General features: G+C 63.7%; 12 protein-coding genes and 1 pseudogene. All 13 read right to left on the reverse strand.

Annotated elements, in window-relative coordinates; genetic code table 11:
• Nucleotides 1-86 precede the first annotated feature (86 nt).
• Nucleotides 87-350 (reverse strand): annotated as a pseudogene (locus tag ACLFKU_RS19050) (glutathione binding-like protein); the annotation flags it as partial.
• 33 nt (nucleotides 351-383) lie between these two features.
• Nucleotides 384-1,607: a dienelactone hydrolase family protein gene (locus tag ACLFKU_RS19055; protein WP_410850116.1), complete on the reverse strand. Its 1,224-nt coding sequence runs from the start codon at nucleotides 1,605-1,607 to the stop codon at nucleotides 384-386.
• 33 nt (nucleotides 1,608-1,640) lie between these two features.
• The gene (locus ACLFKU_RS19060) at nucleotides 1,641-3,281 is read right to left on the reverse strand and encodes an AMP-binding protein (RefSeq protein WP_410850117.1); all 1,641 of its coding nucleotides are present in this window, start codon (nucleotides 3,279-3,281) and stop codon (nucleotides 1,641-1,643) included.
• Nucleotides 3,282-3,365: 84 nt separating this feature from the next.
• Complete coding sequence (locus tag ACLFKU_RS19065) at nucleotides 3,366-3,761, reverse strand: RidA family protein (RefSeq protein ID WP_368583198.1); 396 nt, start codon at nucleotides 3,759-3,761, stop codon at nucleotides 3,366-3,368.
• Nucleotides 3,761-4,201 carry an acyl-CoA thioesterase gene (locus ACLFKU_RS19070; protein WP_368583197.1) on the reverse strand — a complete coding sequence of 147 codons (441 nt, stop codon included), beginning with the start codon at nucleotides 4,199-4,201 and terminating at the stop codon, nucleotides 3,761-3,763. The genes ACLFKU_RS19065 and ACLFKU_RS19070 overlap by 1 nt, the downstream gene beginning before the upstream one ends.
• Nucleotides 4,198-5,409, reverse strand: a complete 1,212-nt coding sequence (locus ACLFKU_RS19075; protein ID WP_410850118.1) for an acyl-CoA dehydrogenase family protein — start codon at nucleotides 5,407-5,409, stop codon at nucleotides 4,198-4,200. The genes ACLFKU_RS19070 and ACLFKU_RS19075 overlap by 4 nt, the downstream gene beginning before the upstream one ends.
• Nucleotide 5,410: 1 nt before the next feature.
• Nucleotides 5,411-6,262 (reverse strand): enoyl-CoA hydratase family protein, encoded by an 852-nt coding sequence (locus tag ACLFKU_RS19080; protein ID WP_410850119.1) that lies wholly within the window; start codon nucleotides 6,260-6,262, stop codon nucleotides 5,411-5,413.
• A gap of 19 nt (nucleotides 6,263-6,281) precedes the next feature.
• A complete protein-coding gene (locus tag ACLFKU_RS19085; protein ID WP_410850120.1) occupies nucleotides 6,282-6,836 on the reverse strand; it encodes a MarR family winged helix-turn-helix transcriptional regulator in 555 nt (184 codons plus the stop codon).
• Nucleotides 6,833-7,606 (reverse strand): SDR family NAD(P)-dependent oxidoreductase, encoded by a 774-nt coding sequence (locus ACLFKU_RS19090; protein ID WP_368583193.1) that lies wholly within the window; start codon nucleotides 7,604-7,606, stop codon nucleotides 6,833-6,835. The genes ACLFKU_RS19085 and ACLFKU_RS19090 overlap by 4 nt, the downstream gene beginning before the upstream one ends.
• Nucleotides 7,603-9,987, reverse strand: a complete 2,385-nt coding sequence (locus ACLFKU_RS19095; protein ID WP_410850121.1) for a bifunctional salicylyl-CoA 5-hydroxylase/oxidoreductase — start codon at nucleotides 9,985-9,987, stop codon at nucleotides 7,603-7,605. The genes ACLFKU_RS19090 and ACLFKU_RS19095 overlap by 4 nt, the downstream gene beginning before the upstream one ends.
• Before the next feature lie 283 nt (nucleotides 9,988-10,270).
• On the reverse strand, nucleotides 10,271-10,885 hold the full coding sequence (locus ACLFKU_RS19100) for a hypothetical protein (protein WP_368583191.1): 615 nt from the start codon (nucleotides 10,883-10,885) through the stop codon (nucleotides 10,271-10,273).
• Between the two features lie 48 nt (nucleotides 10,886-10,933).
• The gene (locus ACLFKU_RS19105; protein WP_368583190.1) at nucleotides 10,934-11,728 is read right to left on the reverse strand and encodes a molybdopterin-dependent oxidoreductase; all 795 of its coding nucleotides are present in this window, start codon (nucleotides 11,726-11,728) and stop codon (nucleotides 10,934-10,936) included.
• A gap of 3 nt (nucleotides 11,729-11,731) precedes the next feature.
• A complete protein-coding gene (locus ACLFKU_RS19110) occupies nucleotides 11,732-12,313 on the reverse strand; it encodes a cytochrome b/b6 domain-containing protein (protein WP_410850122.1) in 582 nt (193 codons plus the stop codon).
• Nucleotides 12,314-12,754: the final 441 nt, after the last annotated feature.

Raw genomic sequence — 12,754 nt, forward strand, 5'->3', positions numbered from 1 at the left:
GTTTTCGAGTCTAACACCCGTGCATTTCGGGTCCAACTACGAAATCCAGGGCGGCGCCGGCGCGCTAAGCGTCGCGCGGTTGCGCATCAATCGCCGGTGAGGATTTCGTATTTGCCGCCGCGTTCGAGCGCGCGCTGATATGCGGGCCGGGCGCGAATGCGCTGCAAAAACGCGCCTATCGCGGGCAATCGCGCAGTGATGCCGCGCGCGGTGGCGGCTTCGAGCGGGAAGCGCATTTGCACGTTGGCGGCGGTGAAGTCGTTGCCGGCGAACCAGCCAGTCGCGCCGAGTTCGTTGTCGATATAGCCGAAATGCAGCTTCAATTGCGGATCGACGAAGTTCGCCTGCATCGGGTGATACACAGCGACGGCAGCACCACATTCTCAAACCTTCGACTTACCCCCCATCAACCCATTCGACGGCAACGTCTCATCCAGCAACTTCCTCGCACTCTCAATCCCCGCCACCGGCAAGCCCTTCGGATCGAGCAGTCCCACCTGCACGAGCACCGAAGCCTGATCCCAATAGATGTGCTCGTTATAAAGCTTGTCACCGCGGAAGCACACCACGGCGAGCATCGGCACCTCGAAGTACTTGCCGGTCGGCGCCACGCCCGGCAGCAGCCAGTCGATCTCGCAACTATGCGTGCAGCTGAAAATGAATTCATCGACGACGCGATCCGAGCCGATCGTGCGCGAAATCGGAATCAGCTTCGTATCGGGTGGATTCGAGTTGACGAAATGATGCGTGTAAAAGCGCTTCAGATTGTCATGCCCGACACCGCCTGTCATCGTCGGCACGTGATTGACGTAGGGCTCGGCGACCATCGTCGGCATCACCGCATCGACGTCGCGTGTCGCGAACTCGTGATAGCAATGCGCTTCCCACAGCGCGTTCAGATCGTAGACCGGACCGAGCACCTTGCGCAGCAGCGCCAGCGTGCGCGAGTACGCCATCATCGCGGCCGGCTTGTCGTACTGCTTGCGCTGCGGCGCGGCGAACGCGTGATCGCAGCCGGGATACACGTATTGCTCGATCTGCGGCCGCGTCCGCAGTGCGGCGCTGATGCGCTCGCGCGTTTCGGGCGGGCAGTGCGCGTCGTTTTCAGGGAAGTGGAACACCATCGGGCAGTTGATTGCCGATACTTCGTCGAGATGCGCGTCAAGCCCCACGCCGTAATAGCTGACCGCGCAATCGACGTCGGTGCGCGCCGCGCTCAGAAACGCGAGCTTGCCGCCGAGGCAGTAGCCGACCACGCCCACCTTGCCGGCCTGCTCGGGCAGTTCGCGCAACGTGGCGATCGTGGCGGCGATGTCCTTCACGGCGACATCCGCATCGAACTGGCCCAGATAGCCGAGCGCCTGTTTCATATCGGCGTCGCCGTAGCCAAGCGAAATGCCCGGCTTGATGCGCCAGAACAGATCGGGCACGAGCACGACGTAGCCTTCTTCGGCGTAGCGATCGGCGGTCGCCTTCATCGTGTCATTGACGCCGAAGATTTCCTGCAGGAGCACGAGCCCCGGGCCCGAGCCCTGCGCGGGGCGCGCGACGTAAGCGTTGAAACGGCCGCCATCGTGGGCGACGACTTCGATGAAAGAGCCGGCCATGCGGTCTGTCTCCAGTCTTATGATAGATACGGGTTACGTCATCATGCGCAACTCGAAACGTTTGAGCTTGCCGGTTTCGGTGCGCGGCAGCGCGCCGATGAACGTGATGACGCGCGGATATTTATACGGCGCCACGTTATTCTTAACGAAATCCTGCAGTTGCGCGACCAGTTTGTCGTCGGCCGTATAGCCGGGGTTCACCACGACGAAGGCCCGCACGATCTGCCCGCGCGTTTCGTCGGGCACGCCGATCACGCCGCATTCGGCCACCGCCTCGTGCTGCATCAGCACGCTTTCCACCTCAGGACCGGAGATGTTGTAGCCGGCCGACACGATCATGTCGTCGGCGCGCGCCTGGTAGAACACGTAGCCGTCCGCGTCGAGATAGACCGAATCGCCCGGCAGGTTCCAGCCGTCGCGCACGAAGCGCAGTTGCCGTTCGTCCGCCAGATAACGACAGCCGGTCGGGCCGCGCACCGCCAGTTTGCCGATCGTGCCGGGCGGCACGGGTTGCATGTCGTCGTCGACGGCTTGCACGACGTAGCCCGGCACCGCGCGGCCGATCGCGTGCGGCCGGATCTCCGCGCCTTGCGACGAAACGAAGATGTGGATCAGCTCGGTGCCGCCGATGCCGTCGATCATGTCGATGCCAGTCGCGTCGCGCCACAGACTCCGCGTCGAATCGGGCAACGCCTCGCCCGCCGACACGGTCTTCTTCAGCGATGACACGTCATGTTGCGCGACGAGCGGCGCCATCTGCCGATAGAACGTCGGTGCGGTGAACATCACGGTTGCATGAAAACGTTCGACTACGTCGAGCAAGGTCTGCGGTGTGAGCTTTTCGACGAGCACCGTCGACGCCCCGACGCGCAGCGGAAAGCACAGCAGCCCGCCGAGGCCGAACGTGAACGCGAGCGGCGGCGTGCCGCAGAAGATGTCGCTCGCGGAAGGCTTCAGCACATGACGCGGGAACAGATCGCACATCGCGATCATGTCGCGATGGAAATGCATGCAGCCTTTCGGCGCGCCGGTCGTGCCGCTCGTGAACGCGATCAGGCAGACGTCGTCGGCGGCGGTGTCGCAGGCGGTGAAGTGCTCGGGCTTGTTGGCGGCGAGCGTCTCGAGCGAATCGGCGGAATCGTCGTGAAAGCGGCGCGTCTGCTTCAGCACCGCGCAGTAGAACTCGTCGCGCGGATTCGTGCAGCGCTCGAGTTCCGCGGTCAGCCGCGCATCGCAAAGCGCGGCGCTGACCTGTGCTTTCTCGATGATCTGCTTGAGCTCCTTCGCGCGCAGCAGCGGCATGGTCGGCACGACGACCAGCCCGGCCTTCAGCGCCGCGAGCGTGGCGACGGCCATCTGCAAAGTGTTCGGTCCGCGCAGCAGCACGCGGTTGCCGGGCCGCAAGCCCATTTCATCGACGAGCACATGCGCGCTGCGGTTGACCAGCGCGAGCAGTTCGCCGTATGTGGTTGCTTGTGGCTTGCCGTCCACGTCGGACCAGATCGCCGGCCGGTCGCGATGCCCCGCCTCGATGGTCCGCTCCAGCAGTTCGGTCGCGCAGTTCAACCGCGACGGATAGGCGACGTCCGAATTGTCGAGCAGAAAGACGGGCCATTGATCCTGCGGCGGAAGATTGTCGCGCGCGAAAGTATCGACGTGTGCTGACGGTTCCATCATGGTCTCCCGGGGCGTTGAGCCGGAAAATGCGCTTCGTTCGGTGTGAGGGGCTTGCCTGTGCGTTCGGTACCTGTGGGACGTTCAGTGCGGAATCACCGCGGTGGCCTCGATCTCGACCTTCGCGCGGTCTTCCATCAGCGCGACGACCTGTACCGCGCTCATCGCGATGTCGTAGTCGCCGATCAGCTCGCGAAACACACGGCCGATGTCCTTCAGCGATGCGAGGTACTCGCGCTTGTCGGTCACGTACCACGTGAGGCGCACCAGATGTTCGGGCTTGCCGCCCGCTTCGCGCAGCACGGCGAGCAGATTCTTCAGCGCCTGCTCGGACTGCTGCGCGAAGTCGTCTGATTGGAACTGCGCCTGTTCGTCCCAGCCGATCTGGCCGGCGATGAACACCTGCGTGCCGCTCGCCGCGACGCCGTTCGCATAGCCGCGCGGTTTGGCCCAGCCGGCGGGAAGGAGAGCTTTTTTCATCAGCGCTGAGCCTCGATGGAGGAGGGCGATGGAGCGTACGCCGCGAGCGCGCTCGCGATGTCGCCGGGAATGTCGATCGATTTGCCGCTTTCGAACGACATGAACACGAGCACCTGTTTCGAACGAAAGCGCGTTTCGCCGTTGCAATGCCCGTGAATTTCGATGCGGAGAGAACTGCGGCCGATGGTGTGGACTTCGAGCGCGAGCAGGATCGTTTCGCCCATCTGGCTCGGCCGCGAGAACTCGCAGTCGAGCTTGACGATCGGCAGGCCGATGCGGCGCCGCGCGATCATGTGCGCATAGTCGATGCGCAGGCCCTCGTTGAACCAGTCTTCGACGAGCGCGTTGGTCATCACGAGGTACTGCGGAAAATACACGATGCCCGCGGGATCGCAGTGCGAGAAGCGGATGCGCACGGGCCGCTCGAACGATGTGCTCATTGCGCGCTCCCGTTCGCCGCGGCATACGCCTTCAACAGATCGCGGCCGACGATCAACTGCTGCACCTCGGTCGCGCCTTCGTAGATGCGCAGCGCGCGGATCTCGCGGTACAGCATCTCGACTGCGCTGCCGCTTTGCACGCCCATGCCGCCGTATAGCTGTACGGCTGCGTCGATCACCTGCTGCGCGCCTTCGCTCGCGTGCCACTTCGCCATCGCGGCTTCGCGCGTGACGCTTTCGCCCTGGTCGCGCAGCCACGCGGCGCGATAGACGAGCAGCGCGCTGCTGTCGATCGTCAGCGCCATCTGCGCGAGCTTCGCCTGCGTCAACTGGAAGTCGCCGAGCGTCTGGCCGAACATCTTGCGCGACGCCGCGCGCGCGAGACCTTCGGCCATCGCACAACGCGCAAAGCCGAGCGATGCGGCCGCCACCGAGGTGCGGAAAATATCGAGCGTGCGCATCGCGATCTTGAAGCCTTCGCCGGGCGCGCCGAGCATCTGGCTCTTCGGCACCCGCGCGTTCGCAAAGCGCAGACGCGCGAGCGGATGCGGCGCGATCACGTCGATGCGCTCGGCGATGTCGAGGCCCGGCGTTTCTGCATCCACGATGAACGCGCTGATGCCGCGCGCCCCTGGCGCCTCGCCGGTGCGCGCGAACACCACGTAGAAGTCCGCGATGCCGCCGTTCGAAATCCACGTCTTCTCGCCGTCGAGCACGTAGTGGTCGCCCTGTTCGCGCGCGGCCAGCGCCATCGCCGCGACGTCCGAGCCCGCTTGCGGCTCCGACAGCGCGAACGCGGCGATCGCCGTGCCGCTCGCGACACGCGGCAGATAGCGCGATTTCTGTTCATGCGTGCCGGCGAGCGAGATCGCGCCCGAGCCGAGGCCTTGCATTGCCAGTGCGAAGTCGGCGAGGCCCGAGTAGCGCGCGAGCGTTTCGCGTAGCAGACACACGGCGCGCGTATCGATCGTGTCGCCGTGGCCGCCATAAGCGACGCCACCGACGCCGTATTTCAGCCAGCCGGCCTCACCGAGTTCACGCACCAGCAGGCGGCAGGTCGCGTCGGTGTCGCGATGGTCTTGATGCTTGAGATTCGCGCGGCACCACGCGTCGATGCCGGCCGCGAGTTCGCGATGACGCGGCTCGAAAAACGGCCACGCGAGCGGGCTATGCAAATCGACCGGCGTGTTCTGATGATCGGCGCTCAACTCAGTCTCCTTCGAACACCGGACGCGACTTCGCCGCGAATGCATCGTACGCGCGCTCGAAGTCGCGCGTGCCCATGCAGATCGCCTGCGCCTGCGCTTCGGATTCGATCGCTTCGTCGATGCTCATGCTCCATTCCTGGTGCAGCATCTTCTTCGTCATTCCGTGCGCGAAGGTCGGGCCGGACGCGAGATCGGCGGCGAGCTTGTGCGCTTCTCCGATGAGCGCGGCCGGGTCGCACAAGCGGTTGTAAAAGCCCCATGCGTGAGCTTCGTCGCCGCTTGCCGAGCGGCCGGTGAACAGCAGCTCGGCCGCGCGTCCCTGGCCGATGATGCGCGGCAGCATCGCGCATGCGCCCATGTCGCAACCGGCGAGGCCGACGCGCGTGAACAGGAACGCGAGCTTGCTGCGCGCGGTGCCGAAGCGCAGATCGGAAGCCATCGCGAGGATTGCGCCGGCGCCCGCGCAGACACCGTCGACGGCCGCGATGATCGGCTGCGGGCAATGGCGCATGGCCTTGACGAGGTCGCCGGTCATGCGCGTGAACAGCAACAGCTCGGGCATCGGCAGATCGATCAGCGGCGCGATGATGTCGTGCACGTCGCCGCCCGAGCAGAAGTTTTCGCCCGCGCCGTGCAACACGACGGCCTTCACGTCTGTCGCATACGCGAGGTCGCGGAACAGGTCGCGCAACTCCGCATACGATTCGAAGGTCAGCGGGTTCTTGCGCTCGGGGCGGCTCAGCGTGATCGTCGCGACCTTGCTGGTCACCGACCAGCCGAAGTGCTTCGCCTCGTAGCCAGCCAGGCTCAGGCGGTTGCCGGCCAACAGTGCGTCGGCGGTGGATCGTGTCATGTATGCCTCCAGTGCGAAGTCAGCCTTTCAGGCTGTCGAGCAGATGCCGCTTGAGTTTGCCGAGGTCCTGATGGGTCTTCATCTTTTCGTCGAGGCTCAGGCCGCCGAACATTTCGACGACCCATTGCTCGTGCGCGACGGCCATTTTGTCGAACGCCTTGCGGCCAGCGGGCGTCAGGCACACGCTGATCGAGCGGCGGTCGTTCGGATCGGTGTCGCGCGTGACGAGCCCCTCTTTTTCGAGCTGATCGGTGATGCCGGTGACGTTGCCCCCCGTCACCATCAAACGGCGCGACAACTCGGTCATCCTCAGGCCTTCGGGATGTCGTTCGAGTTGCGCCATCAGATCGAAACGCGGCAACGTGGTGTCGAATTCGGTGCGCAGACGTTTGCGCAATTCGGCTTGCACGAGATTGGTGGTGGTCAGCATGCGCAACCACAGACGCAGACCCATGTGGCTGTCCGCACCGGTGCTCATTTCGAGGTCCACGACGTTCTCCGCGGGTTGGGCGACGCCTTTGCGCGACGGTTTCGCATCCGATACAGACTTTTTTGCTTGCGTTGATTTGCTCACGTTACTTCCCCACCCGAAATGGAAATGGATTGCCCCGTGATCGCATCCGAGCCGGGGCGGCACAGCCACAACACTGCGTTCGCGACCTGCTCCGGGCTCACGAAGCGGCGCTGCGGATTCGAACGCAGCAGCGTTTCGCGCGCCTGTGCTTCAGTGCGCGAGGTCTTGCTCGTGATCTGTTCGAGCGATGCATGCAGCAGCTCGGTTTCGGTGTAGCCGGGGCACACTGCGTTGACGGTGATGCCGCGCGTCGCGGTTTCGAGCGCGAGCGAGCGCGTGAGACCGATCACGCCGTGCTTGGCGGCGCAATACGCGGCGACGTACGCATAGCCGATCTGCCCCGCGGTGCTCGCGACGTTGACGATACGGCCATAGCCACGCTCGAGCATGCCCGGCAGTACAGCGCGGGTGCCGAGAAACACGCCGGTCAGATTCACGTCGAGCATGCGCTGCCACAGCGCGATATCGGTGTGCGTGAACGGCGCGGCCTGCGCCTGGCCTGCGTTGTTGACGAGGATATCGACGGCGCCCGCCTCGCCGAATGCGCGCGCCACCGACTCTTCCTGCGTGACGTCCACGCTGATGCACGCGACGTCGCCGAGCGCCGCGCATTGTTCGCGCTGCGCTTCGAGGCGTTGTGCATTGCGGCCCATCAGCGTGACGCGCGCGCCGGCGCGCAGCAGCGCCTGCGCGATGGCCGCGCCGATGCCGCTGCCGCCGCCGGTGACGACCGCGTGTTGTCCGGCGAGAGAGGTGTCAAACGTGTTCACACGGTTCCTTCGGCGCGTTGCGCGCGTTGTTGTGCCGTCAGGCCGGCGTTGGCGATGGCCTGCGCGCGCTCGCGTTCGAGGTTGCGTTCGAGCTGCATTTTCGCGGCGGTGTAGGGCTTGGGCCACGCGATGTCGAGATAGCCGATCTTCGCCGCTTCGTTCAACGTCCACGACGGATTCGCGAGATGCGGACGTGCGATCGCGCACAGGTCCGCGCGGCCAGCGGCGATGATGCTGTTGACGTGATCCGCTTCGGAAATCGCGCCGACCGCGATCGTTGCGATGCCGGCTTCGTTGCGCACGCGATCGGCGAACGGCGTCTGGAACATGCGGCCGAACACGGGCTTTTCTTCCTTGCTGACCTGGCCCGACGACACGTCGATCATGTCCGCGCCGGCCGCCTTGAAAGCTTGCGCGATCTTCACGGCGTCGTCGGGCGTGTTGCCGCCTTCGACCCAGTCGTGCGCGGAAATCCGTACCGAGATCGGCTTGTCCTTTGGCCACACCGCGCGGATCGCGCTGAATACCTGCAGCGGATAGCGCAGACGGTTTTCGAGCGAGCCGCCGTATTCGTCGGTACGGTGATTCGTCAGCGGCGACAGGAAGCTCGACAGGAAATAGCCGTGCGCGCAGTGCAATTCGAGCCAGTCGAAACCCGCTTCGATCGACATGCGGGTCGCCTTCACGAACTGCTGCTCGATTTCGTGCAATTCGTCATGCGTGGCTTCGCGCGAATGCTGGCTGATACCGCGCAGATACTGCTGCGGCGACGCCGAGACGAGGGGCCAGTTGCCTTCGTCGAGTGGCTGGTCGATGCCCTCCCACGCGACGCGCGTCGAACCTTTCGCGCCCGAATGGCCGAGCTGGATGCCGATCTTCGCATCCGACTGCAGATGCACCAGATCGACGATGCGCTTCCACGCGGACTGATGCTCGGGCGCATACATGCCGGGGCATCCCGGCGTGATGCGGGCTTCGGGCGACACGCAGGTCATCTCGGTCATCACGAGCGCGGCGCCGCCCATTGCGCGCGCACCGAGATGCATCAGGTGATAGTCGCCGGCCACGCCGTCGACCGCCGAGTACTGCGCCATCGGCGACACCATCACGCGATTTTTCAGCGTGACGCCGCGCACCTTGAAGGGCGTGAACATCGGCGGAATCGAATGTTTGTCCGCCGCGCGCTCCACGCCCGCGCGCCTCGCGAGCCAGTCTTCGAAGCCGGACAGATATTGCGAATCGCGCTCGCGCAGGTTTTCGTGCGAGATGCGCTGCGAGCGCGTGAGCAGCGAATAGGCGAACTGTTCCGGCTCGAACGACGTATAGCGATCGACGTGCTCGAACCATTCGGTCGAATTGCGCGCGGCGTTCTGGATGCGCAGCACGTCGACGCTGCGTACTTCGGTGTAGTGCTTCAACGCTGCGGCCAGATCGTCGGGATGCGAACCCGGATGCGCGCTGATGCTGTTCGCGAGTTCGATCGCGTCTTCGAGCGCGAGCTTGGTGCCCGAGCCGATCGAGAAGTGCGCGGTATGCGCGGCGTCTCCCATCAGCGCGATCGGCGTTCGTGTGCCGTTCGCATTGCGGCGCCAATGCACCCACTCCTTGTTGACGACGCGCGGAAAACGGATCCATTGCGACGAGCCGCGCAGATGCGCGGCGTTCGACATCAGCGCATTGCCGTCGAGGTATTTCGCGAAGAGCTTCTCGCAGAACGCGATGCTGTCTTCCTTGCTCATTTCGTCGAGACCGGCGGCGCGCCACACGCGTTCCGGTGTTTCGACGATGAACGTCGAGGTTTGATCGTCGAAGCGGTAGGCGTGCGCCTGGAACCAGCCGAATTCGGTTTGCTCGAACGCGAACGTGAACGCGTCGAACAGCTTCTTCGTGCCGAGCCACACGAAGCGGCAGTCGCGCAAGTCGATGTCCGGCTGGTAGGTGTGCGCGTATTTCTGGCGCACGGCGCTGTTCAGCCCGTCGCTCGCGATGATCAGGTCCGCGTCGTATGCGCTGTCGTCCACGACCTGGATTTCGAACACGAGCTTCACGCCGAGTTCTTCGCAACGCGCCTGCAGGATATTCAGCAGGCGTTTGCGACCGATGCCGCAAAAGCCGTGGCCCGACGAACGTACGCTGCGGCCGCGGAAGTGGATCTCGATGTCGTCCCAGTGATTGAACGCGTCGAGAATCGCCTCGGCGCTCGGGGCGTCGGCGGCGCGCAGATTGCCGAGCGTCTGATCGGAGAACACGACGCCCCAGCCGAAGGTGTCGTAGGGGCGGTTGCGCTCGATCACCGTGACTTCATAGCCGGGGTTGCGTTTTTTCATCAACAGACCGAAGTACAAACCGGCCGGACCGCCCCCGATACAGACTATGCGCATGCTGGTTCCCCAATATGAACGCCGCGTTGCGGTTAATTTAGGTTTTGATAGTTTAGATGTCAAGTAAATTTCGGGGGTTCCGGCATGGAGGAATTCGGAAGTCAGTCGCTGTCCGGCGCGTGGCGGCGTCAGGCGAGCTAGGGTCTTCGCCGGGGGGCGAAGGTCGTCGCCTATTGGCGCTACGCCATTGAGATCATTCTGGATGCGTATGCGAACGCAGTCGGCACGCGCGGCGTCGGGATATGACACCGTGCGTGGCGCTCGCCGAGCCGAAGCTCAGCGTTCACATCGGCGGCACTACGCCGTCCTTTTCGACCACGACGCGTTGCGCAACATAACTTCCCTGCGACGCAGGCGTTGCGACGATGAACACCTTCTTGCCGGCGGTAAGATCGCTGTGCTCCGCGGGCGTGAACGTGACGACGGGCACGTTTGGCGGCACCGTCACCACATTGCTGCCGCCCTTGTATGACAGCTTCAGGTCGCGGCCGTTGGTGCTCTGCACGACGGAGTCGACGTTCGCGTTGGTCATCGAGCTCTTCGGGCCCAGGTCCCACGCGTAATGCCCTTCACCCGTGCCGCGCGCGGACTCGGGGAACACCACCACTTCCGTTGCCGTCAGCTTGCCGTCTGTGCCGGTGGTTGCAGCCGTGCCAATGAACGTACCCGGCTTGATATCCGATAGCTGCATCGTTTTCACAGCCGAAACACGCACATCCGGCTTCACATCGACCGACACGGTATCGCCGCTGCGACGATGGACCTTGAGCGTGTCACCGTTTTGCGACACGATTTCGCCACGGATGCGCGTGGGCGTCGTGGCGGGCGCCTGCGCGAAAGCAGCGCTCGCGAACGCGGCAGCCATAAAGGCTGCGCCAAGTTTGATGCGGAGTGTCATAGAACCTCCCAACTGGATGGTTGAAGGACGGGGAAAGACAGCATTGCTTCACGAGCCGCTGAACCAGTTGTAGCCCTGGTTCTCCCAATAGCCTCCCGGATACTGGTTCGTGATTTCGATTGCGACGACATGCTTGGGATTCTTGAAGCCGAGCTTGGTCGGCACGCGCAGCTTCATCGGAAAGCCATACTTCGGCGGCAGCACGTCGCCGTCGTAAGTCAGCGTGAGCAGCGTCTGCGGGTGGAGCGCCGTCGGCATGTCGATGCTGGTCCAGTAGTTGTAGTCCGCGCAATGCAGCGACACGTACTTCGCGCTCGTGTCCGCCCCCGCGCGACGCAGGAATTCCGAAAAGCGCACGCCGCCCCAGCGGCCGATCGCGCTCCATCCTTCGACGCAGACAAGACGCGTGATCTGGCTTTCCTGCGGCAGCGCGTGCAATTCGTCGAGCGACCAGGTGCGCTTGCCGTGCGCGAGACCGTTGACCTGCAGACGGTAGGTCGCGGCATCGATCTCGGGTACATCGTCGATCTCATAGAACGCGTTGAACGGAAACGGCCGCGTGATCATCGATTCCGGATACGTGGGCGCCAGCTTGTTCGGATCGAACAGCAGCGCCTGCACGCGGTCGTTGAAGAACGAGATGCGGCGCAGCGCGGTGTTCACCGATTTGTCGTTGGTCAGATCGCAACCGGACAGCATCGCGATACCGCCCAGGGTCAGCAGCCGCCGGCCGAACAGGCGGCGCGCGGGCGATTCGAGCTCGCGCTGTGCGTCGCGGACGATCGATTCGCCATGCGTCGCGAGAAAAGTGCCTGGTTGTGCGGTGCGTTTTCGGATCGTCATGATTTACCGTCCCCGTATCATCAGCAGTAACGAGCGCGGCACGAGCGCGACCATCGCGACGTGAACGATGAAAAACGCCACCAGTACGCTCATGCATACGAAGTGCACGACGCGCGCATTGTCATATCCCCCCATCAGCGTGCGCAGCAGCGGGAACTGCACCGACTTCCATATGGCGAGCCCCGACAACACGATCAGCACGATGTCGGCGATCACGACGAGATAGGCGAGCTTCTGCACCGAGTTGTATTGCGCGAGATCGTCGTGTTTCAGGCGCCCGCGCAGCGCGGCGACCAGATCGGCGGCCAGCTGTTTCGGCCTGACGGGCAGCAGTTTGCGTCGAAAGCGTCCGGACGCCAGATTCAGCGCGAGATAGACCAGGAAATTGGCGACCAGCAGCCACATCACGGCGAAATGCCATAGCAGCGCGCCGGCGAGCCAGCCGCCAAGTGTGATCGAAGGTGGAAACTGAATGGCTGGAAAGATTGGCGACGCATCGTAAATCTGCCAGCCGCTCATGACCATCAGCACGACCGCGACAGCATTGATCCAGTGCGTAATCCGTACCCATCCGGGCTGAACCATGTTGTGACTCAAAAATCACTCCAGATTCGGTGGCATTCATGCCAGTAGCGCGGGCGCAAGACGGGTCGGGCACCGAACCGCGCTCCGATCGTCAGGCTGCCACCTGCAACACAAGGGCTAACGCGATTGATCGACCGTTATTCCGTCGCGCGTGAAGATTTTCCCTTGCAATCGACTTTCATTAGCGACACACACCGCGCGCGAAAGCCGTCCCGCCCCAGAGCATCGCAGCATCCCGCATGCCCTATTGCGTCGGACAAATGCACTTCTGCGCAAAGACACGCGTCCGCTCCCAGCGCCTTCCGTCCGACATCTCCCATCGGGGTATACCCGCTTTGCAAGCAGATTTGCGTGCCTAGCTATTGCACAAATAAATTTGCGGTAAGATACTCGGCGCAAATCGGTTTGCTGTCGTTCCTCAACCCCACCTCGCAGAGGTCG

The sequence above is a fragment of the Paraburkholderia sp. EG304 genome (genome assembly GCF_046543485.1).
Classification (GTDB): Bacteria; Pseudomonadota; Gammaproteobacteria; order Burkholderiales; family Burkholderiaceae; genus Paraburkholderia; species Paraburkholderia youngii.